This window comes from Arthrobacter sp. HLT1-20, from assembly GCF_054510895.1.
Genome location: NZ_JBTNDR010000004.1, coordinates 1 through 24302, shown reverse-complemented (window position 1 = coordinate 24302; position 24302 = coordinate 1). Strand labels below are relative to the sequence as shown.

17 protein-coding genes and 1 tRNA gene are annotated in these 24302 nt (G+C 62.4%); 11 read left to right on the top strand and 7 right to left on the bottom strand.

What is annotated here, in order from left to right:
- Positions 1 to 7: 7 nt before the first annotated feature.
- A complete protein-coding gene (locus ACX80Q_RS03485; RefSeq protein ID WP_459329129.1) occupies positions 8 to 1204 on the bottom strand; it encodes a macrolide 2'-phosphotransferase in 1197 nt (398 codons plus the stop codon).
- Between the two features lie 152 nt (positions 1205 to 1356).
- On the opposite strand from ACX80Q_RS03485, the gene nudC reads away from it, so the two are divergent.
- Entirely contained in the window at positions 1357 to 2322 is a 966-nt protein-coding gene (gene nudC, locus ACX80Q_RS03480; RefSeq protein WP_459329128.1) for an NAD(+) diphosphatase, read from the top strand.
- Positions 2319 to 4466, top strand: a complete 2148-nt coding sequence (locus ACX80Q_RS03475; protein WP_459329127.1) for an ATP-dependent DNA helicase UvrD2 — start codon at positions 2319 to 2321, stop codon at positions 4464 to 4466. Before nudC ends, ACX80Q_RS03475 begins: the two co-directional genes overlap by 4 nt.
- Here ACX80Q_RS03475 and ACX80Q_RS03470 read toward each other — a convergent pair.
- Entirely contained in the window at positions 4427 to 5638 is a 1212-nt protein-coding gene (locus ACX80Q_RS03470; RefSeq protein ID WP_459329126.1) for a TOMM precursor leader peptide-binding protein, read from the bottom strand. The genes ACX80Q_RS03475 and ACX80Q_RS03470 overlap by 40 nt on opposite strands.
- 53 nt (positions 5639 to 5691) lie before the next feature.
- On the opposite strand from ACX80Q_RS03470, the gene ACX80Q_RS03465 reads away from it, so the two are divergent.
- Positions 5692 to 6351, top strand: coding sequence for a M48 metallopeptidase family protein (locus ACX80Q_RS03465; protein WP_459329125.1), 660 nt, complete (start codon positions 5692 to 5694; stop codon positions 6349 to 6351).
- Positions 6352 to 6377: 26 nt separating this feature from the next.
- Here the strand turns inward: ACX80Q_RS03465 and ACX80Q_RS03460 are convergent, their stop codons facing one another.
- Entirely contained in the window at positions 6378 to 7751 is a 1374-nt protein-coding gene (locus tag ACX80Q_RS03460) for a zinc-dependent metalloprotease (RefSeq protein ID WP_459329124.1), read from the bottom strand.
- Between the two features lie 254 nt (positions 7752 to 8005).
- On the opposite strand from ACX80Q_RS03460, the gene ACX80Q_RS03455 reads away from it, so the two are divergent.
- From ACX80Q_RS03455 to ACX80Q_RS03445, 3 genes are all read left to right on the top strand, one after another.
- A complete protein-coding gene (locus tag ACX80Q_RS03455) occupies positions 8006 to 9100 on the top strand; it encodes a YlbL family protein (RefSeq protein WP_459329123.1) in 1095 nt (364 codons plus the stop codon).
- A 111-nt stretch (positions 9101 to 9211) separates the two neighbouring features.
- Positions 9212 to 12214 (top strand): UPF0182 family membrane protein, encoded by a 3003-nt coding sequence (locus ACX80Q_RS03450; RefSeq protein ID WP_459329122.1) that lies wholly within the window; start codon positions 9212 to 9214, stop codon positions 12212 to 12214.
- Positions 12215 to 12387: 173 nt separating this feature from the next.
- Positions 12388 to 12464: transfer RNA gene (locus tag ACX80Q_RS03445), tRNA-Met, on the top strand.
- 136 nt (positions 12465 to 12600) lie between these two features.
- Here ACX80Q_RS03445 and ACX80Q_RS03440 read toward each other — a convergent pair.
- Positions 12601 to 14409 (bottom strand): SLC13 family permease, encoded by a 1809-nt coding sequence (locus ACX80Q_RS03440; protein WP_459329121.1) that lies wholly within the window; start codon positions 14407 to 14409, stop codon positions 12601 to 12603.
- Positions 14410 to 14606: 197 nt separating this feature from the next.
- On the opposite strand from ACX80Q_RS03440, the gene ACX80Q_RS03435 reads away from it, so the two are divergent.
- The 4 genes from ACX80Q_RS03435 to cls all read left to right on the top strand — a co-directional run bounded on the left by ACX80Q_RS03435 (position 14607) and on the right by cls (position 19676).
- Positions 14607 to 14984 (top strand): SHOCT domain-containing protein, encoded by a 378-nt coding sequence (locus ACX80Q_RS03435; protein WP_459329120.1) that lies wholly within the window; start codon positions 14607 to 14609, stop codon positions 14982 to 14984.
- A 31-nt stretch (positions 14985 to 15015) separates the two neighbouring features.
- Entirely contained in the window at positions 15016 to 16569 is a 1554-nt protein-coding gene (locus ACX80Q_RS03430) for an AbgT family transporter (protein ID WP_459329119.1), read from the top strand.
- Positions 16570 to 16602: 33 nt separating this feature from the next.
- A complete protein-coding gene (locus ACX80Q_RS03425; RefSeq protein WP_459329118.1) occupies positions 16603 to 18108 on the top strand; it encodes a leucyl aminopeptidase in 1506 nt (501 codons plus the stop codon).
- Between the two features lie 101 nt (positions 18109 to 18209).
- Positions 18210 to 19676: a cardiolipin synthase gene (cls, locus tag ACX80Q_RS03420; RefSeq protein ID WP_459329269.1), complete on the top strand. Its 1467-nt coding sequence runs from the start codon at positions 18210 to 18212 to the stop codon at positions 19674 to 19676.
- A gap of 117 nt (positions 19677 to 19793) precedes the next feature.
- Here the strand turns inward: cls and ACX80Q_RS03415 are convergent, their stop codons facing one another.
- The 3 genes from ACX80Q_RS03415 to ACX80Q_RS03405 all read right to left on the bottom strand — a co-directional run bounded on the left by ACX80Q_RS03415 (position 19794) and on the right by ACX80Q_RS03405 (position 22880).
- Entirely contained in the window at positions 19794 to 20930 is a 1137-nt protein-coding gene (locus tag ACX80Q_RS03415; RefSeq protein WP_459329117.1) for an AI-2E family transporter, read from the bottom strand.
- Between the two features lie 424 nt (positions 20931 to 21354).
- Complete coding sequence (locus ACX80Q_RS03410; RefSeq protein WP_459329116.1) at positions 21355 to 22023, bottom strand: TetR/AcrR family transcriptional regulator; 669 nt, start codon at positions 22021 to 22023, stop codon at positions 21355 to 21357.
- The gene (locus tag ACX80Q_RS03405) at positions 22020 to 22880 is read right to left on the bottom strand and encodes an enoyl-CoA hydratase-related protein (protein WP_459329115.1); all 861 of its coding nucleotides are present in this window, start codon (positions 22878 to 22880) and stop codon (positions 22020 to 22022) included. Before ACX80Q_RS03405 ends, ACX80Q_RS03410 begins: the two co-directional genes overlap by 4 nt.
- 79 nt (positions 22881 to 22959) lie before the next feature.
- On the opposite strand from ACX80Q_RS03405, the gene ACX80Q_RS03400 reads away from it, so the two are divergent.
- On the top strand, positions 22960 to 24132 hold the full coding sequence (locus tag ACX80Q_RS03400; protein ID WP_459329114.1) for an acyl-CoA dehydrogenase family protein: 1173 nt from the start codon (positions 22960 to 22962) through the stop codon (positions 24130 to 24132).
- Positions 24133 to 24302: the final 170 nt, after the last annotated feature.

The window sequence follows — 24302 nt, the reverse complement described above, 5'->3', positions numbered from 1 at the left end:
CTGCCGCCTACTGCTTCTTGAGAGGGATGACCTTCAAGGAGGCTGTGGCCGGTTCCGTTGCGGATGCAGTGTCCGCATCGGACAGCTCCGTTGCGCCGGCCTTTTCAGTGTCAGTGTCGCCGGCGGGGTTGGCAGTCTCTCCGCCGTCGGCATCCGCATTGTGGGGGGCGCCGTCGCCTGCTGTTTCGTCAGCACCTTCCTCTGCAGTCCCGCTGACAGTCCCGCTGACAGGTGTGGTGACAGCGTCGGCGGGGGCAACAGGCACCACAGTGGCTTCAACACTGATGGGCTGCCCACCGTGCTCGGCAATGTCGGCCTCCAGGGTGCGCAGCATGGACTCTGCGTCCTCCACCATGCGCGCACTGTCCGCAGCATAGCCCTTGACAAGCCACTGGGCCAGCGCAAATTCGGCGCTCAGGGCGGCACGGCGCAACAGGTGGGGATCGGGAGTCTCCTGGCGCGCCGCCGCATAGGCCGCCATCACAGCGTCCACAAAGGTGGAATCGTTCACGGCCACCAGCCAGGCAAAGTCGTCCGCGGGGTCGCCCACGCGCAGATCCGTCCAGCCAATGACAGCCGTGACGCTCTCGCCGTCGAGCAATATGTTGTCCTCATGCAGGTCCCCGTGGACCACGCACGCGTTGAAACGCCAGAGGGCCACATCCTCCATGGCATGTTCCCAGCGGCGCAGCAGGGCCGGCGGGATCTTGCCGGTGGTGGCCGACTGGTCCAGCTCGTTGAGCTTGCGCTGGCGGAATTCATTGGCCGTGTAGCTGGGCAGGTCGTAGGTGGTGACAAGGTCCTGCGGCAGGTCATGGATGGCGGCGATGGCCGTGCCAATCTCCAACGCCATCGCGGCGCTTCCGGCAGCCAATTCCTCCACCGTGGCGGCCCGGCCGGCAATGTGGGAATACACAAAAGTGGTGAGCTCGCCCTGGCGGACAGTCCCGGCAACCGTAGGCAGCAGGAACGGCAGTTCGGCGCGGATGGCGGGCGGGAACGCGCGCAGCACCTGGCGTTCGGTTTCCAGGCGTGTGCTTGCCTCGGCATGCCGCGGGGAGCGCACCCGCCAACGCCGCTTGTCCGAATCAACGAGCAAAGCTGAGCAGAAATCGGCAGTGTCATCTGGCTCCGGGCCAAAGGCGGTCACGTTAAGTCCGGGCACGGCAGCGCTGGCAATAGCGGCCAATTCGATTGCAGTCATTCTTCTCACACCTCTACCGTAGAACGCTATTGCGCCAACGCAGCGCCGTTGCGGCGGCGAGTCGTGAGAAGTAGTGGCCAAGCCCGTCAACTTGTCCACAATCACGCGGGTATGGAATGTAAAAACAAGCCGCGGATGCGTACGGTAGAAGCATGACCACATCCAAGCCCTCTGCCGAAACAGTTCTTGACAGGGCGTGCGAGCAACGTATTGAACCCGGCTACTTGGATGCCGTGCAGCGCGATCCCTCGCACCGGGTGGTGCTCCTGCACAAGGGCAAGGCCCTGATGAGTGGCGGTGCGCTGAGCTACTTGGACCCCGCGGACCTCCCCGCGGCGCTTCCGGCCAGCACTATCACAGTGTTCTTGGGCAAGGTCAACGATGACCATGACCACCAGCTGCCAGCCAAGACATCCCTGGTGCTCCACATTCTCCCGAACGACGCCGGTCTTCCGGACCAGGCCCACGTGCCGGCCTGGGTGCCGGCCGGCGCCACCTTTGGCACGTACCGTGAGGCGGCCGCGCATCTGCCTGCCGCCGATGCGGAGGTGTTCATCCAGGCTGCCGCCGTGGCCAATTGGCACACCACCCACCCATGCTGCCCTCGGTGCGGAAGCCTGACGGAGGTGGCCACGGCCGGGTGGATGCGACGCTGCCCGGTGGACGCTTCAGAGCACTTTCCCCGCACCGATCCGGCCGTCATCGTGGCCATAGTGGGCGCCGACCAGCGGATCCTGCTGGCCAACAACTTCGCGTGGGACCTCCACAGGTACTCCACCGTGGCCGGGTTTGCCGAGGCGGGGGAGAGCGCCGAACAGGCGGCCGTCCGTGAGATTTCCGAGGAGGTGGGTGTCCACCTCCATTCACTGGAGTATTTTGGCTCCCAAGCCTGGCCGTTCCCCCGCTCCCTGATGCTGGGCTTCATTGGCTACACGGATGACGTGGTGCCAACACCTGACAATGTTGAGGTCAGGGAAGCCAAGTGGTTTAGCCGGGAGGAACTGCAAACCGCCGTGCTCCAGGGCGAGGCGGCCATTTCCCACAGGCAGTCCATTGCCCGGTCTTTGATTGAGCACTGGTACGGCGGTCCCATCCTGGAAGCTGGAGAGCAGCCATGAGTTTTGATTCACGTCTAACCGGTCTGCCAGTCATGGATGAGGGAACCGCCGAGGAACGCATCCTGGCCGGACTGGATGAGGAACAACGCACTGTGGCCACAACACTGAGTGGTCCCTTGTGTGTGTTGGCGGGTGCCGGCACGGGCAAAACCCGTGCCATCACCCACCGCATTGCCTACGGCGTGCACACGGGTGTCTACAATCCCAACAGGCTCTTGGCCGTGACGTTCACCGCCCGCGCGGCCGCGGAGATGCGCACCCGCCTGCGTGACCTGGGCGTGGGAGCCGTGCAGGCCCGCACCTTCCATGCCGCAGCGTTGCGGCAGCTGCAGTATTTCTGGCCACACGCCGTCGGCGGCCAGTTGCCGGGCCTGCTGGAACACAAGGCAACCATCATTGGTGAGGCGGCCCGCCGACTGCGGCTGCCCGCCGACAGGGCTTCCATCCGTGACCTGGCGGCGGAAATTGAGTGGGCCAAGGTTTCCATGCTCACCCCGGAGACGTACCTTTTGAAGGCAGTTGACCGCGGCGAGCCCGGCGGCCTGGACAAAGTGGCGGTGGGACGGCTTTTCCAGGGCTACGAGGACGTCAAGGCGGACAGGAATCTCATTGACTTTGAGGACGTGCTGCTCATCACCGTGGGCATCCTGCAGGAGGACCCGCGGGTGGCGGCCACTGTCCGCGACCAGTACAGGCATTTTGTGGTGGACGAGTACCAGGATGTGTCCCCGCTACAGCAGCGCATGCTCGATTTGTGGCTGGGCGGGCGCGACGAACTCTGTGTGGTGGGCGACGCCAGCCAGACCATCTACTCCTTCACCGGTGCCACGCCGCGGCACCTGCTTGACTTCCCCAAGCGCTTCCCTGAAGCCAATGTGGTCAAACTGGTCCGCGACTACCGTTCCACCCCGCAGGTGGTGGGGCTCGCCAACTCGCTGCTGGGCAACCGCCGCAGCGGTGGCTTGAGCGCCGATGCCCTGTGGTCGGCACCCCTGGAGCTGGTGGCCCAGCGCCCCGGCGGCCCGGCCCCGGAATTTCTGGAGTGCAGCGACGACGAAGCCGAGGCAGCGGCGGTTGCCGCCAGAATCAAGATCCTCATTGAGCACGGCACGCCCGCCAGCGAAATTGCTGTGCTGTTCCGCACCAATGGGCAGTCCGAAGCCTATGAGCAGGCGCTCACGGGTGCGGGAGTCGGCTATCAATTGCGAGGCGGCGAAAGGTTCTTTGCCCGCAAGGAAGTCCGCGATGCCATGCTGCAGTTGCGCGCCGCCTCACGAGCAGCCGAAGACGAGCCGCTGGGCCAACTGGTGCGCGATGTGCTCCAAAACCTTGGCTACCAGGCGGAGGCGCCCAAGACCGGTGGTGCGGTGCGTGAACGCTGGGAGTCCCTGTCGGCGCTGGTGGCCCTGGCCGATGAACTGTTTGTTTCACGCAGCACCCCCGAGCACGTTTTTACGCTGGTTGACTTCGTGTCCGAGCTGCAGGAGCGCGCCTCTGCACAGCACGCACCCACTGTCCAGGGCGTCACCCTCGCATCGTTGCACTCGGCCAAGGGCCTGGAGTGGGATGCGGTGTTCCTGGTGGGGCTCAGTGAAGGGCTCATGCCCATTTCCTTTGCTGACACCCCGGAAACTGTCGACGAGGAACGCCGGCTGCTGTACGTGGGCATCACCCGCGCCCGGGAATTCCTGAACTTCTCCTGGTCAACCGCCCGGACCCCGGGCGGACGGGCCAACCGCAGGCCCTCCAGGTTCCTGGACGGCCTGCGGCCCAGCTCGGTGGGCGGCGCACCCACGGGCCCCCGCCAGGCCGCGGCGAAGAAGTCGCGCAAGGTGGCGGGCCCTTCCGTGTGCCGGGTCTGCGGGAAGATCCTCAACACCGGTGCTGAGCGGAAGGTTGGCCGCTGCCCCGACTGCCCGCCGGGTTACGACGAAGCAATCTTTGAACAATTGCGCCAGTGGCGTCTGAAGGAGTCCTCGGCCGCTGAGGTCCCGGCCTTCGTGGTGTTTACGGATGCCACCCTCATGGCCATCGCCGAGGCGGCGCCACAGGACCTTGATGCCCTGGCGTCACTGCCCGGGGTGGGCCCGGCCAAACTGGAACGCTACGGTGAGGCAGTGCTGGAGATTGTGGCCGGCGGCTGATTCTGCCACTGGCAGCCGCACTCGGGGTGGGGGATGAACTCTTGCTGCGTCCACCGCCCGTTGTCCGGGTGGAACGTCAACACGGATGACCACGAGGCGGGCTGGTTCACCGCGTCCAGGAACACGAGGGCGTGCTGGGCAGCCGTCCCCGCCAAGCTGACGGCAAGGGCCGCGTTCTCCAACAAGTGCGCCGTGCGCCTGTGGCCTGCGGCATTCTGTTCGCTGCTTCCCAGCTGGACACACATCTCCAACCACTGTGGATCGTGGGTGCTGCGGTGCCGTTCCACGCACTCTGCGCACGCGGTTTCGCCGGGCACCACCAGCGGACCCACCACGCCGTCCTGCTCGCGGAGCAGCACAAACAAGTGTGGCCGCTCGGCACCCATGAAGCGGGCGGACGTAGAGGCGTGCACCACGTCGTGGCCCACCACAACGGCAAGGTCAAGGTACTTCAGGCTGGGACCGCCCGTCCCGCCGTCGTGCACAATGTGGGCGTTGCTGCTGGGATCGAGCCGCAGCAGGTGCCGGCGCACAGCAACCGAACGGGACATGCCAATGTCGGCCAGCAGGAAAGACCCAGGACTGACATCCGTGGCGAGCACGGCCCTGTCATCCTCGAGCAACAGCGTCCCCACGCCGGCGCTGACCAAAACTGCCGCCAGCGTGGCGCCGGTGCGGCCCAGCCCCACCACATGCACCACGGCATGCTCACGCCGGGCCATGAAGTCCTGGCACGGTCCCCGGTACAAACCCAGCAGTGCGGAGCGTTCGGGCTGGAGCCGTTCGCCGCGAAAGCCCTGGTTGCTTAGCTGGGCGTCGCTGAAAAGCAGCTCGGAAATTGTGGCGCAAATGTCCAGGGCACGAGCCTGCTCCACACCGAGCGCGGCGGCCCGCGCGAACACCTCGCCATCGGCGATGCCCTGCCCCAAGGCGGCCACAAACGCCAGATCGGATTCCGCCAGACCCTCCAGGATCATCCCGCCAGGTCCCAGGCCTATCTGGATGCTGTTGCTGCTGCGCCGCACCATGCGAAGCCCCGGGTTGATGGTTGTCATGATGGCCTCCTTGCGGATTTTCTTCGGGCTGGCTAGTGGCAACAGCACCACCTTTTTGATCATGGCACTTTGCGCCCCGACGCGCACCGAGTTATCCACACCGTAAAAGTTGTCCACAATCCTGTCCCGCCGACTTTAGAACAGGGGCACCGCCGCTGTACCGTCGAAGCATGGCAGCAGCATTGGATCCACGCAGGCGGCCCATCGGCAAGGGGACCCCCGGGCCGCTGGGCGACTCATACTCAATTCACCGGCGCAGCAACGGGGAAGCCGTGGTGGTCCGGCGGACTGCCCGGCGGAAAACCGGCCTGGCCGCATTCTGGGAAGGCCCCCAAGCAGTCATAGCCGTGCCGGCACGGCTGAGCCTTGAAGACGAGCAGTACTGGGTGCCGCACATGGTTGCCAAGCTGGAGGCCAGCCTCAAGGGCGGCAAACCGCGGATTCAACCCAGCGACGACGCCCTGATGCAGCGCAGCATGTTCCTCTCCGGAACGTACTTGGGCTCCCGCGCAATACCCGAATCCGTGCGGTGGGTCAGCAACCAGAATGGTCGCTGGGGTTCGGCAACGCCGGCCCGTAAAACCATCCGCATCTCCCACCACGTGCAGGGCATGCCCGAATGGGTGGTGGACTACGTGCTGCTGCACGAGCTCACACACCTGATCCACCCCAACCACAGCCCGGCATTTTGGGCCGAGATGTCTGGTTTTGCCGACTTGGATAGGGCCAAGGCGTTCCTTGACGGGGCCTCGTTTGCCGCCAACCGCAACATCCACGGCATGGGCAACGACCTCGATGACGACTTTGGGGATACCGAATCCACTGATTAACCAGCCGCGGGGGCCACCCTGGGTGGTTACTTGTCCGTTTCGGGTTCGGCGTCGCCCGAGGGGGTGTCGTCAAAACCGCCGTCGAGGAGCTTTGCCAGCGCCGCGTCAACATCTGAATCAGAGGCGTCCTCGGCGCTGCGGCGGGCGCTGAAGCCTGCGGCGTCGTCCAGGTCGGCTGCGGTGGGGAGCAGGTCCGGGTGGGCCCAAATGGCGTCGCGGCCGGCAATGCCGCGCTGTTCCTTCAGCGAAGCCCACAGAGCAGCGGCCTCACGGAGCCTGCGGGGGCGCAGCTCCAAGCCAACCAGTGAGCCGAAGGCGTGCTCGGCCGGGCCGCCCGTTGCGCGGCGGCGGCGGATGGTCTCGCGGATGGCCGCGGCGGCCGGAAGGTTCGCTGCAGCCTCAAAGCTGAGCTCGTCAACCCAACCCTCAACCAAAGCAAGCGCGGTTTCCAGCTTGGCCAGGGCGGCATCCTGCTCGGGTGTGCGGGCCGGCATGAAGACACCTTGCGAGAGTGCGTCCTGCATGGCTTCGGGATTGGCGGGATCCAGGTTCTGGGCCAGGTCCTCGATCCGGGACATGTCGATGTGGATGCCGCGGGCGTAGGACTCGATGGCGCCCAACAGGTGCCCGCGCAACCACGGCACCTGCACAAAAAGGCGCGCGTGTGCGGCCTCACGCAGGGCCAAGTAGAGCAGGATCTCCTGCTCCGGCACTTCAAGACCCTCACCAAAGGCCTTGATATTGGAAGGAATCAACGCCATCTGCAGATCAGCCAGCGGGATGCCAATGTCGGTGGAACCCAGCACTTCCTTGGCCAAGGCGCCCACAGCCTGGCCCAGCTGCAGGCCGAACAGGGCCCCGCCCATGTTCTGCATCATGGATGCGGCACCGCCCATGGCCGACTTCATTTCCTCGGGGAGCTGTTCATTCATGGCCTTGGAGATGGCGAAGGCGATGCTGTTGGCCACCGGCTCCGTCAGCCGCTGCCACGTGCCAAGGGTTTCCTCAACCCAATCCGCCCGCGACCAGGCGCGGCCAATGATGGCTGTTGCGGCAAGATCCGTCACAGGGTCCAACCACATTTCGGCCAACCGCAGTGCCTCATCCACGGCCTGCTGCTGGGCGGCGGTCACGGAGGGGTCGTCTCCTGCTGCCGCCTTGCGGGCGGCATCACGGGCCAAGTCCCAGTTGACGGGGGTGTCCGAGGAGCCGCTCATCATGGCCTGCACTTGGGAGAACATTTGCGCCAGCGCGTTGGGATCCGAGGGCAGCCCGGCTGCCTTGGCCAATTCGGCAGGGTCAAAGCCTTCCATGCCCTGGCCGCCCAAGAGGTTGGCGAGCATTTCCTGAAGCGGATCCTTCGGGGTGTCGTCGTCGTTGTTGGCTGGTGTGGAAGACATGATGGCCCGTTCGTTGGCGTGGACGCTGAATACTTTTACGTTACCGCTGCTGCCGCACGTTGTCGCCCCATGGCAGGCGCCTGTTCGCTACAGGCAAAGGGTTTTTTGGGCCGCAGGCACGTGCGGAAGCACTCACTGCCTGCTCCCAGCCCGGGCACATGGGCAACACAATGAGACGCAGTAAGCTTGGTGGTTGGCACCTGATTTCTGACAGGTTCCAGCGAGGCCCAAAAGAGCTTGGAAAGGTCACAGGTTTGAGCCAGGAGATACTAGAGACAGCCCAGTCGCCGCGCATAGTTCGGGACAAGCGATTCTCCATCATGCTGGTCTCCGGGGCCCTGTCGGTGGTGCTGGCGGTGGCAGCCATGACCATCCCGGTCCCGTATGTGGTTGAATCGCCGGGCCCGGCCATCAATACGATCGGCGAATTCAACGGCAAACCCATCATCACCATCTCGGGCCACGAAAATTTTCCTGCCACCTCCGGCAGCCTGGACCTCACCACCGTTCATCTCACCGGCGGCCTGCCGGACAGCCGGATCAGCTTCTTTGACGCATTCCAGTCGTGGCTCACGCCGTCGCACACCCTCTACCCGGCCGAGCTCATCTATGCCCCGGGCGTCAGCCAGGAGACGGTCAACAGTGAAAACTCTGCCGCCATGACGGGCTCCCAGGAAAACGCCACGGCCGCCGCATTGACAGCACTGAGCATCCCCTTCGAGTCGAGCCTGACCGTGGCGTCCATCCCGGCCGACGGTGCCGCCTCCGGCATCCTCAAGCCCGACGACGTCCTACTCACCGTTGGTGGGCGGAAATTCACCGACCTGTCAGTGGTTCAAGAGGTGCTAGCCGAGGGCAAGGGTGCCCCCGTGGAGCTGACAGTGCTGCGCAGCGGGGTGGAGAAGACTGTTTCCGTGACACCAAAACTTGGTGATGGCGGCAAATACTTGTTGGGCATCGCCACGCAAAACACCTTCAAGTTTCCGTTCGAGGTCAAGATCTCCCTGGAAAACGTTGGCGGCCCCAGCGCAGGCATGATTTTTGCGCTCGGCATCATGGACAATCTGACGCCCGGGGAGCTCACGGGTGGCAAGAAATTTGCCGGCACAGGTACCATCGACCCGGCAGGCAAGGTAGGCGGCATTGGCGGGATCGCCCAAAAAATGATCGGCGCACAGCAAAACGGGGCCGACTACTTCCTGGCTCCGGGCGCCAACTGTGGCGATGTTGTGGGGCATGTGCCCAAGGGGCTACAAGTCATCAAGGTCGACACGCTCGAGGCGGCCTACGACGCCGTCTCCCTGATTGGTTCGGGCAAAGACGGTTCGGCATTGCCCAGTTGCACGTAACAATTGCGCATCATATGGAACTTTGATTGCTAGCTGTTCGTAGCAACAGGGGAGAGTACTAAGTAGTAGCACCTGCATTTTCAGTTCCACCACTTGAGTTAGAGGTAGAGAGTGACATCCCGCCCAGCACCGCCGCCGAGCAATTCCATCCGCCCCAAGCGTCGCAGTGCGCTGCTGCCAACCATCATTGTCGTGGCGGCACTGGTGGTTGGTGTTGTGCTTTTCTCCGGCGTCTACACGGACCTACTCTGGTTCGGCCAGATTGGCTTTACGCAGGTTTTCTGGACTGAGCGCATCGCCAAGCTGGCGATCTTCTTTGCCGGCTTCCTCATCATGGCTCTGGCGGTGTACTTCTCCATCCGGGTGGCATACCGGGCCCGGCCCATCTACGCCCCGGACAGTGCCCGCGAGGACAACCTCAACCGCTACCAGATGCAGCTGGAACCCATCCGCCGCGTGGTGATGATTGGCATTCCCGTGGTCTTTGGCTTGTTCGCCGGGACGGCCGCCATGGCCCAGTGGGAAAAGGTCATGCTGTTCCTGTACCAGGTGCCTTTTGGCAGCGCGGACCCCGAATTCGGCATGGACATTAGCTTCTACACCAACACCCTGCCCTTCCTTGGCTTCGCAGTGGGCATGCTGATTAGCGCCACGGTCATCGCCTTCATTGCGGGGCTGCTCACGCACTACCTCTATGGCGCCATTCGCCTGACTGAGCGTGGCATCTTCACCTCCCGTGCCGCCCAGATTCACATTGCCGTCATGGTGGGTGTGTTCCTGATCCTGCTGGGCGTGAACTTCTGGCTGGGCCGCTTCGCCACCTTGCAGGATAACGGTGGCTACCGTGCCGGTGCCATGTTCACCGATGTGAACGCTGTGATCCCCACCAAAGCCATCTTGGCCGCGGCAGCCATCATTGTGGCGATCCTGTTTATTGTGGCCGCCTTCATCGGCAAGTGGAAACTGCCACTCATTGGTGCCGGCATGCTCGCGGTGACAGCCATTGTGGCCGGCGGAATCTACCCCTTGGCCGTCCAGGAATGGCAGGTGAAGCCTTCCGAGGGCGATGTGGAGCTTCCCTACATTGCACGCAACATTGAGATGACCCGCAATGCGTATGGCCTCTCCGGCATGGAGGTCACCCCTTACAACGCCACCACGACGGCGGAAGCTGGCGCCCTGCGCAAGGACGCCGACACTGCGGCCAACATCCGCTTGCTTGACCCGAATTTGATGTCCTCCACCTTTGCGCAGTTGGAACAGTTCCGTCCTTACTACAAGTTCCCCAAGACCTTGAACGTGGACAGGTACACCGTTGACGGCAAGGTTCAGGACGCGGTCATTGCTGTGCGTGAACTGAACCCCCAGGGCATCAACCCCAACCAGCAGAGCTGGTACAACCAACATCTGGTGTACACGCATGGCTACGGCATGGTGGCAGCCTATGCCAACAGGGCCACATCAGATGGAAAACCCGATTTCATGCAGTCCGGGGTGCCTTCCACCGGCGTCCTGGGGTCTGACACCAGCTACCAGCCGCGCATCTACTTTGGCCAGTCAACCACTGACTACTCCATTGTGGGTGCACCGGAGGGAACAGATCCCATTGAGCTGGACCGCCCGCAGGGAAGCTCAACAACCACCGGAAGCGACGATCCCGCCTCCGAGGCGCTGACAACCTTCACCGGGGACGCCGGCCCCAATATTGGCAACTGGTTCAACCGACTCATGTACGCCTTGAAGTTCCAGTCGACGGATCTGCTGCTGACCAACGGTGTCAATGAGAAGTCGCAGATCCTTTACGACAGGACCCCGGCCGAACGTGTTGCCAAGGTTGCCCCGTACCTGACCTTGGACAGCAACCCGTACCCGGCCATTGTTGACGGCAAGGTCAAGTGGATTGTGGATGGCTACACCACAAGCTCCGCTTACCCGTATTCCCAGCAGCAGCAGCTTCAGGAAGCCACCACGGATTCGCTGACGGCTGCCAACGGTGTTGCGCCGCTGCCCAACGCCTCGGTCAACTACATCCGCAACTCGGTCAAAGCCACGGTGGACGCCTATGACGGTTCGGTGGAGCTTTTTGCCTGGGATGCGCAGGACCCCATCCTGAAGTCCTGGCAGAACGTTTTCCCCACCACCGTGAAGCCGTTTTCGGAAATGTCAGGGGATCTGATGGCGCACGTGCGCTACCCGGAGGACCTGTTCAAGGTTCAGCGTGAGCTCATGGGCCGCTACCACGTCACCGATGCCAGGGACTTCTTCAAGAACACCCTGGCCTGGAGCGTGCCGGATGACCCCACCACCACGGCCAAGGACAAGCAGCCGCCGTACTACATGTCCTTGAAGATGCCAGGAAAAGACAAGACAGCGTTCTCGCTGACCACCGACTTTATCCCGCAGGAAGTTCAAAACACCGACTCCCGCAACATCCTCTACGGCTTCATGGCGGCCAACGGTGATGCCGGCAACGTCAAGGGCGTCAAGAGCCCGGACTACGGCAAGCTGCAATTGCTTGAACTTCCGGACGCCACCCAGGTGCCAGGGCCGGGCCAGGTTCAGAACACCTTCCAATCCAATACAGCAGTCTCTGAGCAGTTGAATGTGCTCAAGCTGGGGCAGTCGGATGTCATCAACGGCAATCTGCTGACCCTGCCCATGGGCGGCGGCATGCTCTACGTCCAACCGGTGTATGTGAAGTCCACGGGTTCCACCTCATACCCCACCTTGCAGAAGGTTCTGGTGGCCTTCGGTAACAGCATTGGCTACGCTGACACCCTCGATGGGGCGTTGGACAATCTCTTCGGAGGTGACTCCGGTGCCACCGCGGGCGACGCCGGCGTCGACAAGGACCCCGGTTCGGGCGGAAGCTCCACGGGTGGGGGCACGCCCTCGAGCACCAATCCCGCACTCGCCAAGGCCCTCAATGACGCAAGTGCGGCGCTGAAGGCCGGCCAGGCAGCGTTGGCCAAGGGCGACTTTGCGGCCTACGGTGAAGCCCAGAAGAGCCTTGAGGCTGCGCTTGCTGCAGCTCTGGCGGCCGAGGGTGTTGCCGGAACTCCTGTGCCGACCGCCACACCGTCTGCCACACCAACGCCGAGCGCAGCACCCTAGCTCCGCCGTCGAAGGTGCAATAGAGAAGGCCCTGTCACCTGTGGTGACAGGGCCTTTCTGCGCTCAGCCCGGGTGAAATCCGCGTAAACACGGGGCGAACGGGGTGGGAGACGAACGTCACGTGCTTTCAGTTTGGCACCCGGGACTGGGGCAGCGTAAAGTAATAATCACATCGCGGGGTGGAGCAGTTCGGTAGCTCGCCGGGCTCATAACCCGGAGGTCACAGGTTCAAATCCTGTCCCCGCAACCATGGAAACGAAAGTCCCCGATCTTCGGATCGGGGACTTTCTTGTTCCCCGCACCATCTGTGACGCAGTAGATGCATCAGACAGCGCTTTCCCTGAGGAAATTGCAGCACCTACTGCGCCACAGATGGTCGGTGGTGCCTAGAAGGGCCAGAAGACTGGCACCAGGAACACGGCCACCGCCACGTAGAGCGCCATGATGACCAGCCCGAATTTCCAGTAGTCGCCAAACTTGTACCCCGCCGGGCGCATGATCATCATGTTGGCGGGGGTGGCAATAGGTGTTAGTAAGGCTGCGGCCGAGGCCACGCTGACGCACATCAACACCGTGAGGGGTGACAGGCCAGCCTCGTTGGCCACCGACAAGGCGATGGGGATGATGATCAGGGCGGTGGCCGTATTACTGATCAGCTGGCCCAAGATGGCTGTGACAACAAAGATGCCCAGCAGCAACAAATAGGGGCTGCTGCTGCCGGTGAGGTAGACAATGCCGTTGGCCAACATTTCAGCAGTGCCGGTCTTGGTGATTGCCGCCGACAGCGGGATCATTCCCGCCACCAGGATCAGTGTTTGCCAGGACAATGAACGGTGCGCCTGGCCCATGGTGACCACACGGCTCAAGACCATGGCCATGGCCGCCAAGAGTGCGGCCACGGAGGCCGGGACAACGTTGGTGGTCATCATGACAACCATGGCCCCCAGAATGATGAGCGCAGGAATGGCGCCGGGACCCAACGGCACGGTTTGGCGTCGGATGGCATCGGGGGAGTCAACCAGAAGGACGTTTTGGTCGCGGGTGTGCTGATCCAACGCATTCCAGCTTCCCTGCAGCAGCAAGGTGTCGCCGGCCTTGACCTGGTTTGCGCCGGACTCGGGGGACTTGCCAGCCCGCTGGTGCGCCAAGACCACCAGGGATCCACTCTCCGTGACCATGCCCGGGTATACGCTGGTGCCGATCAAATTTGAGCGGGGAGCCACCAAGACCTCGGCAACCCCGAATGATTTGCTCACCAAGCCGCACGCGATGTCACTTCCCTGGCTGGTTTCCACATTCATCTCGTGTTCTACGGCAAAGTCGGAAATGTCGCTGGCCGTGCCGCGCACCACGAGGAAGCTGCCAGCACCCAACACCTCTGAGGACAGCGGCTTGCCAGCTGCGTTTTGCACACTAAGCAGGTGTACCCCGCCCCGGGTGGCAGGCAGCACTCCGGCGATTTTGTCACCAACGTGGCCGCTTCCTGCCGGAACCAGGAGGCGAGCTAGTTCATGCTCGGCGGGCCAGTAGTGACCCAACAAAACGCGGGGATGGTCACTCAAGTCCTTGGGTGAGTCCTCTGGAACCCGCTGTGGCAGGAGCTTGGGCCCCAAATAGACGGCCACAGCAGTGGTGCCGATCAGCAGTGGCACGCCAACCAGTGCAAATTCAAAAAAGCCAATGCCCCGGCCGGTGGAGTCGATCGCAGCCTCGAGAATCAAAATGTTCACAGGAGAACCAGTCAAGACAAGCAAGGAGCCAGCGTGCGCGGCAAAAGCCATGGGCATGAGCAATTGGCCAGGTTCCCGACCCAGCCGCACAGCCAGAACAACCACCATGGGCAGCAGCGCAGCAACCGCGCCATTCACGCTGATAACAGCCGTAAGAAACGCAGTAAACAGCATGATCAGGGCAATCAGGCGGGGCCTGCTGTCACCGGCAAACTTCACCAGCAAACCGCCCATCCAAGTGGTTATTCCGGCAGCATCAATGGACTCCGCAACCACAAAGAGCGCAGCAATTAAGATGACCGTTTGCGAACCAAAACCTGAAAACGCGTCGTCAATTCCAATGATTCCGGTGGCGAACAGAATCAGGGCAACACCGATCGCCACTATCTCCACGGGGATTTTATTCCATACGAAGATGACAATGGTGATTGCCAGAATTATCATCATGACGGCGATTTCGCTCATAGGCACAGGCTAACTTCTTGACGGCTGCAGAACAATTGGGGCGCTACCTCAAACCGTTGAGACATTGTGACCTGCCGGAGGACTTCCCCGAGCCGGCAACTGCTAATCTGGCAAAGAAACACGGTTCCAAGAGCTACATGAATTACTTTCAGGGCACTAGAGTGTGCCCTTTCCGTTCAACCGATTTTGGGGTAACAATGAACTTTCTTGAAACACTTTGGTCCATCATTATCTTCTTCCTGTTTTTGTCCTACCTGATCCTGCTCTTCCAGATTGTTGCTGATCTTTTCCGTGACTCCAAGCTTTCGGGCTGGATGAAGGTCCTGTGGATCATCGGCCTGGTTGTGCTGCCATTCCTGACAGCACTGGTTTACATCATCGCCCGCGGCCAGGGCATGACCGAGCGCAGTGTCGCCCAGCTGAATCAGGCGCAGAAGGAAACTGAGGAGTACGTGCGCCGTGTGGCCCACACCCAGAGCCCTGCCGAGCAGATCGCCGCTGCGAAGGCCCTGCTCGACGCCGGGACCATCACCGAGGACGAGTATGCACAGCTCAAGGCCAAGGCCCTGGTCTAAGCACTAAAGCGACGATTGGGGCGGATGCATCTTGGCCGAGAAGGTGGCGGAACTCAAACCACAGAAGAAGTCATTTCTGGAGAAATTTCTGACAGGTGTTGAGGTGGTGGGGGACAAAGTTCCCCACCCGGCCGTCATCTTTTTGATCCTCATTGGCTTGGTCATGGTGCTGTCGGTGATCTTCTCCTGGGCCGGTGCCAGCGCAACATTCCAAAGCGCCAACATCGTCACAGGGGAGATCGACGACGTCACCACCAAGGTGCGCAGCCTGCTGGACGCCGATGGTATCCGCTTCCTTTTCACCTCCATGGTCACTAACTTCACCAACTTTGGTGTGGTTGGCGTGATCCTGGTGGCCATGCTCGGCGTGGGCTTGGCCGAGGAGGCCGGGCTGATCTCCGCCCTGATCCGCAAACTGGTGTTGGTGACGCACCCCAGCATGATCACCTTTGTGATTGTGCTGCTGGGCGTCATCTCCAGCATTGCCACCGATGCCGGCTACATGGTGTTGATCCCGCTTGGTGCGGCGATCTACCACTCCCTGGGCAGGCATCCGCTGGCCGGTCTTGCCGCAGCGTTCTCCGGTGTTGCCGCGGGCTTTGGCGTCAATGTCCTGATCACCCCGCTTGACGGCATGCTCACGGAAGTCACCAACGAGGCCATCCACATGATGGACCCCGCACGGAACCTGGATGTAACGGCAAACCTGTACTTCAGCATCGCCTCCACCATCCTCGTGACTGTCGTTTGCACCGTGCTGACGGACAAGTTCGTGGAACCCCGCCTGGGCGTCTACGACGGTCCGTCAGCCGGTCACGAGGACGGTGCCCTTGACCCTGCGGAGAAAAGGGGCCTCACGTGGGCCATGGTCACGGGGCTTGGCATAGCCGCCGTCGTACTGCTTCTCTCCCTGCCGTCCTGGGGCCCGCTGCGCAATCCTGAGACAGGCTCCTTGATTGTTGCCGCACCACTGATGGACAGCATCATCTTCCTGGTCATGATCGTCTTCCTGGGCTGCGGCATCGCCTACGGACTGGGCGCCGGGACCATCAAGAACAGCATGGACATCATCAATCCGATCGTGAAGACCTTTGCCAATCTTGCGGGCCTGATCTTCCTGCTGCTGGTCATCGCCCAGTTCATCGCCTACTTTGCTTACACGAACCTGGCAACAGTGGGTGCCGTGGGCATGGCCGACTGGCTGGAAACGTCCGGCTTTGGCCCGGTCCCGCTGTTGATCGGCTTTGTCCTTGTGGCACTCATCATCGACATCCTGATGCCCGGGGGCCTGCCAGCCTGGGCCATCCTTGCCCCCATCTTCGTGCCACTGTTCATGCGCCTGGGCATTGAGCCCGAGGCCGTACTGGCTGCCTACCGGGTGGGCGATTCACCCATGAACATCGTCACCCCGCTCATGCCCTACTTCGCCATGATCGTGGTCTTCGCCCAAAAGTACCGCCCAAAGTCAGGCGTGGGCACCATTGTGGCCATGATGCTGCCCTACACTGTGGTCTTAATTGTGGTGTGGACCACGTTCCTGGTGCTCTGGTTCGTCACGGGCATCCCGTGGGGCCCCGCAAGCTAGCAAGCGTTTCACTACGAGAGAAAAGGTTTTCCCATGGCGCATACGCCCATTAAATTGATTCCCGAACAGTACAACCCGGCCCCTTCGCTGCTGCTGGACCCGGCAGTATCCGCAGCGTCGGCACCCAGTGGTGCAGCGTCCGCCGTGGGCTACTTTGTGTCCACTGATGGTGATGTGCCGGCCGAACTCGGCTTGGGCAGGGATGCCTTGGCAGCTGCCGGCTTCAGCGGCGCCGCCGGCCAGACCCTGGTCATTCCCCGTGAAGATGCGACGGCGGCAGTTGCGGTGGGTGCCGGATCCGGCGCCACCCGCACGGCCGACGAGCTTCGCGACGCCGCGGCGGCGTTCGCCCGTGCCGCTGCCCGCCACGCCAAGTTGGCTCTGATCCTCCCGGCAGGCCACGGGCTCGACGGCGCACTGGCCGCCCAGGTTGCCGTGGAAGGCGCCCTGCTGGCCCGGTACCGTTTCAACGCCCTGCAGACGGCTCCCAAGGATGTGGCCGTCGAGAGTCTTGAGGTGGTGGGCGCCGGCGACGGTGCAGCAGCCGGCGCGGCCCGCGGCAAGGTCCTGGTGCGTTCGGCAGCGTTGGCCCGCGACCTGGCCAACAACCCGCCCGGGCACCTGACGGCCACCGAATATGCTGACTTCGCCACGGAGCAGGGCCCCTCGTTTGGGCTGACGGTGGAAACGTACGACAAAGCTGCGCTCATTGACCTCGGTTGCGGCGGTCTGCTCGGCGTGAACGCAGGCAGCGCAGAGGAACCACGCATGATCGTGCTGCGCTACAAGCCGGCAGGCGAACCCACGGCCCACCTGGCCCTGGTGGGCAAGGGCATCATGTATGACTCCGGCGGAATCAGCCTGAAGCCCTCGGACCCGATGCACCTGGCCATGAAGATGGACATGGCGGGTTCGGCAGCAGTCCTGGCCGCCATGACGGGGCTTCGTGATTTGGGTGCAACGGCCGAGGTCAGCGCCTGGCTCATGTGCACCGACAACATGCCCTCCGGCACGGCCACCAAGCTCGGCGATGTTCTCACAGCCCGCAACGGCAAGACGGTTGAGGTCAAGAACACCGACGCCGAGGGCCGCCTGGTCATGATGGACGCCCTGTGCCTGGCCATGGAGGAAACCCCTGACGCCATTGTGGATGTTGCCACGCTGACCGGTGCTGCCATGGCAGCCCTGGGCACCCTGGTGGGGGCCGTCATTGGCAACAGCCAGCCGCTCGTGGAGCAGGTCAAGGCTGCCAGTGCCGACTCGGGAGAGTCCATCTGGCAGCTCCCGCTGGAGACCCGCTACCGCAAGCAGCTGGACTCGGAGATTGCCGACATCTCCAATATGGGCGGTCCCACGGCCGGGGCCATCACGGCGGCGCTCTTCCTGTCAGAGTTCGTCAAGGGCACGCCCTGGGCGCACCTGGACATTGCCGGGACCATGAAGAGCGACACCGACGATTCCTGGCGTCCCCGCGGCGCAACAGGGTACGGCACACGCCTGCTGAGTGACTTCATCTTGAATTTCGCCAAGGTTTCCTGACTTGCTTGCCCTAAACTGGCAAGAATCACAGTGACGCAGCGGCGGACTCGAAGGGGTCCGCCGCTGCGTATTTTTCATGAGGGAGAGAACTTTTTGTGAGCATCCTGAACTGGTTCAGCGACGCCAACCATCTGGCCTGGGTCCTGCTGGGCCTGCACGTGGTCCTGGGCGCCGTGGCTGTGGCCTACATATCCGCACGACGGCGGCCGGCAACGGCCATCGCGTGGATGCTGACAATCATCTTCATCCCATTCATTGGCATCATCGGTTTTTTGCTGGTCGGCAACAACAGGCTGCCCAAGGCCCGGCGTGACAAGCAAAAGCATGTCAACGAGCTCATCCTGGAACGCACCGAGGGGCTGGGCCAGCTCAGCCACCGGGAGGACTGGCCCCAGGGCCTGGCCACCCTTGTCACCCTCAACAACAACTTGGGTGCGCTGCCCATGGTGGGAGGCAACGGCGTCGAACTTCTCCCCGACTATCACGGCTCAATAGCCGCCATGGCCAAGGAAATCGACGCCGCCCAAAGCTACGTTCATGTGGAGTTCTACATCCTGGTCCACGACGCAGCCACCAAACCGTTCTTCGATGCGCTGGAACGGGCTTGTCGGCGCGGGGTGAGCGTGCGCGTTCTCAGCGACCATCTAGCGTCCGTCATGAACCCCGGGCGGAAGGAAACGTTGGCCGTGTTGGCCGCAATGGGTGCCGAATACCATGCCATGCTGCCGTTGCGGCCGTGGCGGGGCCAGTGGCAGCGGATCGACCTGCGCAACCACAGGAAGCTGCTGGTGGTTGACGGTCTGGTGGGATTCACCGGATCCCAAAACCTGGTCCACGAGAGCTACAACAAAAAGAAGAACATGGCCCGCGGACTGCGCTGGCACGAGCTCATGATGCGCGTGCACGGGCCCGTGGTGCGTGAGCTCGACGCCGTTTTCGTCACCGACTGGTTCAGCGAGACAGACGTTTTGCTGGAGCTGGACACATCGCCGGTTGTCATGGACCCGGCACCGCATTTGGTGGACGCGCAGGTGGTGCCCAGCGGGCCGAGCTTTGAAAATGACAACAACCTGAAACTTTTTGTCTCCATGATCCATCAGGCCACCGAACGGATCAGCATCACCAGCCCGTATTTTGTGCCGGAGGACTCGGTGCTGCTGGCCATCATTACGGCGGCCGGGCGCGGCCTGGATGTGGAATTATTTGTGTCTGAGATTGGCGACCAGGCCATGGTCTACCACGCGCAGCGATCGTATTATGAGGCGTTGCTGCGGGCCGGGGTGAAGATTTACCTGTACAAGGCCCCGGAGGTGCTGCATTCCAAGCACTTCAGCATTGACCAGGACGTTGCCGTGATTGGCTCCTCCAACATGGACATCCGTTCCTTCTCGCTGAACATGGAAATCTCCGTGCTGATCCACAGCGCCTCCTTTGTGACGCAAATGCGTGCCGTGGAAGACGGCTACCGGGCCAACAGTCGGGAGCTGGAACTGGCCGATTGGGTCAAGCGCCCGTCGGGGGAGAAGTTCTGGGACAGCGCAGCCAGGCTGACCTCAAACCTGCAATAACCCCGGCCCTCCCACTTTTTTCAGACGCTATCGCAGCAATGGTCAGTTTTTTCCGAACGCTCTCTCACTGGTGATGCGATAGCGTTCGCCAAAATGGCACCATTGCTGCGATAGCGTCTATCGGGGCTTGGGGGTTTTCGCCGCCTTCGCCGCCTTCGCCGCGGCACGCTGGGCCGCCAGCATGGTTTTGGACTCTGCAACGTCGCCAATGAAGGGCCGCAGCCAGGCTGCCTGAGGGTGCGAATCAACCAGGATGGCCCGCGCAAACAGGGACAAAGGCACGGCCATCAAGGCGCCCAGCGGTCCCAGCAGTGCCGACCAGAAAATGACCGACAGGAATGTCAGGGTCATGTTCAAGTTCACCGAACCGGAAACGAACTTGGGCTGGATGATGGACTGGATGATCGAATTGATGACGCCGTAGAAGGCCACCACGGCAATGAAGGACGGCAGGCCGCCAGCCAACAGGGCCATGATGGCGGCAGGGACCAGGCTGATCCAAAAACCAATGAACGGGATGAAGCCGCACACAAAGGCCAGAAGGGCCCATAGCCCGGCGCCCGGAACGCCCAGAGTGAGCAACAGAATGAGGTTCAGCACGGCCACAATGGCACCGAAGATGGTGGTCATGACCATGAAGGAGCGGGACAGCTTGGCGAAGTTCCCCAAGGCCTCCACCACGGGCGCGCGCTTTTTCTGCACGACGGCGAGGATGGCGGGGAAGTAGGTGGCGTCGATGCTCATGAACATGACCAGCAGCAACAGGAAAACCGTGCCGGAGCCAACATTCATAGCGCTGCCGAGCAGGTTGTAGGCGGTGTCCACCAGAATCCGCAGGTCGATGGAATCCACAATGGCACGGACTTGCTCGTCGCCAATGCCCAAGTAGTCGTGCAGGAATACCCGGACGCTTGCACGCAGATCGGCAATCTGTGGTGCAAACTGCGGCAGCAGTTGGGTGAGCTGCACGGCCGACACCCACAGGGAGGCAACCAGTGCACCGATCATGGCATACACGGCCACAATGGTGGAAACCGTGGCCAAGGCGGCAGGGACGCCGCGCAGGATGAGGCGTTGTTTGAGCGGATAAACGCAGATGGTGAGAACTAATGCCAGGAACACGGGACCCACAATGGAGGAAATGCGGCTCAACCCAAAGAGCACAATGACGGCAGCAGCCAGACTGATGAGAACCTTTGTCCCCGATGAATCTTTTCCGGAAACGGGGTTCTTTATCCCCTGGGAGTCACTCATTAACAATCCATTTCGCCGCAGCCATCGCAATGCCCCAATGGCATTGAAATGATCTTATCGGGCGGTCGCGGGAACGCCGCCTCCGGCAGGATTCGGGGGCAATAATTTGATGCAATTCCCCACCCAATAGTGAGAGTGCGCCGATGCGCGACGTCGTCGTGCCAGTAGCCGCTGGCAACTCTGCCGGAGTGGCAGGGATTCCCCTTTGTTGGCGAGATCTGGTTGACACAGCAAAGTGACCTCAGGGCATGCGCCACGCCCCGTCCCCCAGCAGGCGCATAGGCAAACAAATCCCACTGACGGTCAGGGACAACCCGACGCTCTCTTTTTAGAGCGCGTTGGGCAGTTGGAATACGGGGTCGCATTCAGCCAAACTGCCCAACTCAGCCTAATGGCGTTGTCGTTGAGTCAGTTGCAAGGGGGGCTACACGGCCGGGACAGCCTTCTCCACAATGACCGCAAGGGTGCTGGCCAGCAGGGCATGCACCTGCGGACGGGTCAGGGTTTTGCGCAGCAGCCATTCGCGCCCACCGCTGCGGGCCAGCTGCGCATAGATCCGGAACATGGCGCGAATCTGCTCGCGCCCCTCCGTGCGCCCGGCCAGTCCGCACGTCTCGATGAGCAGCTCAATGGAATCGTTCTCCGCCGCGATCAGGATCTTTTCCAAGTCAGGGTCACGGCCCATGCTCCCGGAACCCAGCGTCAGCCAGGACGTGCCGGATTTCTCCAACGAATCCAGGTACCAGTCCACCGCCAGGTCGATTCGCTCCTCAAGCGTCCCCTCCGGCAGTCGCGCCACGGCAACCGCGGAGACCGTTGAACTGATCCGGATGACTTCCAAATACAGGTTCCGCTTGTTGCCAAAGTAGTGGTTGATCAGGCCGCGGGCCACCCCGGCCGCCGCCGCAATGTCCGTTGCAGACACGTCCTCGTACGGGTGCGCGTTGAACAATTTTTGGGCGCACACGAAGATCTGCTGACGCCGCTCGTCCGGGTTCAGTCGCTGCCGCCGCATCTCCGGATGCTCGACGCCGGGCACCTCCTTGGCCGCGGAGATTCCAGTTGGCGGCGGGGCCGGGTGGGGCGCGGTCACGGTGTTGACCCGGCTTCCAGCCAGGGTAGCCACTGCGGCAGGTCCTGCGGGACCTGCAGCGGAAAACGGGGTGGGCGCTTTTCCAGAAATGAGGAGACCCCTTCAACAGCGTCGCTGTGCCCGGGAAGCCCAGCAATCAGCCGGGAGTCCACAGCATGGACGGGGATGGGGGAGTCCAAACCGCTGAGCCGGTTGAGCATCTGCTTGATGACTGCCGTGGAAACCGCTGAAGTGTTGGCAATCAGGTGCCGTGCCAGCGCGTAGGCGGCTTCCAGCACATCCTCGGGCGCGTGCAGGGAGGTGACCAGTCCGGCGTCGAGCGCTTCCTCGGCACCAAAGAGCCGCCCCGTCAGCATCCAATCCGTGGCGCGGGAGATGCCCACCAGTCGCGGCAGGTACCAAACGCTGGCACCCTCGGGGAAGATGCCTCGGTGGCTGAACGGAAAGGAGAAGCGGGAATCGTGCGAGGCCAGGCGGAAGTCGCAGGACAGGGTGATGGTGATGCCGCCACCCACTGAGACGCCGCGCATGGCCGCGATGACCGGCTTGTTCATGGCAAAGATGGTCTTGGAGCACCGGCCGGCAGGTTCCTGCCAGCCGTCAGTGGGCTCGGCCGGCATGATGGCGTCAAAGCTGCCGCCGCTGAGATCAGCGCCTACGGAAAAGTCCTTTCCCGTGGAGCTGAAGACCACCACCGAAACGTCCGGGTCGGCGTCGGCCGCGGTGAAAGCATGTTCCAACTCATGGGCCATGGTCCCGGTGAAGCCGTTACGGGCCTGCGGCCGGTTCAGACACACAGTGGCAATGCGATCGGCCACCGCATATGTGATGGCCGAATATGTTCCGGAGCTGTCCATGGTCATCGCCTTCAAGGAGGAAAGTAAAGACTTGCGCCACCTATTGACACGTTGTCAATAGTCCTGAACTATTGGCGGTATGTCAACAACTAAGTTTTCGTCTGACTGGATCGATGAGGATCTTCGCGATGTGGCGTCCCTGCTCAAGGAATTCTTCAGCAAGGAGGTTGCCCCGCTCGAGGAGAAATTCCGCGCGCAGGGATTCCCGGACAAGGCCCTATACCAGCGCGCCGGCGCGCTGGGGCTGACAGGTATGTCCATCCCCGAGGAGTATGGGGGAGGCGGCGGAACCTTCGCCAACATGGCCTTGCTGCTGGCGGAGCAGACCGCTGCCGGCGCGGGGGGCCTGGGTTTTGCCGTCAGCGAGGGCATTGTGGCCCACTACCTGCTGGCCTACGCCTCGCAGGAGCAAAAACTTGCGTGGCTGCCCAAGCTCTGCAGCGGTGAGTGGGTGGGCGCCATCGCCATGACTGAGCCGGGTACAGGGTCGGATCTGCAGGCCATCACCACCCGGGCGGTGCGCGACGGCGACGACTATCTGGTGACCGGCGCCAAAATCTTCATCTCCAACGGCCAGCTGTGCGACTTGGTGATCATCGCCGTGAAGACGGACACCGCCCAGGGCGCCAAGGGCATCTCACTGCTGGTGGCCGAGGTCAATGACGCAACGCCCGGCTTCACCCGAGGCCGCAACCTGGACAAGATTGGGCTCAAGGGTCAGGACACCTCCGAGCTGTTCTTTGACAACATGCGGGTCCCGGCAGCCAACATCCTAGGTACCAAAAAGGGCGGTACCAAAGAGGGCCAGGGCTTCTACCAGCTCATGGCCCAGCTGCCGCAGGAGCGGCTCATCACGGCCATCCTGGCGCAGGCCATGAGCGAGGCCGCGGTGGAGGCTGCGCTGGAATACACCAAAACCCGTGAAGCCTTCGGCAAGCCGTTGTTTGAGCTGCAAAACACCCGCTTTGAGCTCGCCGAATGCGCCACCATCACCCGCATCAACCGGGTTTTTCTGGATGACTGCATCGTCAAACACATCAATGGTGGGCTGGATGCCGCCACGGCATCCATGGCCAAATACTGGGTCACTGACAGGACCGCCGAGGTGGTGGACCGGTGCCAGCAGCTTTTCGGCGGATACGGCTACTGCTTGGAATACCCCATTGCTGGCATGTATGCGGACAACCGGGTGCTGCGCGTATTGGCCGGCGCCAATGAGGTCATGAAGGAACTCATTGCCCGCTCGCTGTAGTCCCTCACCGCTCCCACCTCTCGCAAGCTCGAGGCGGGACCCTCGCGGTGTGGGGCCCACCTCACCGCTCCCACCTCTCGCAAGCTCGAGGCGGGACCCTCGCGGTGTGGGGCCCACCTCACCGCTCCCACCTCTCGCAAGCTCGAGGCGGGACCCTCGCGGTGTGGGGC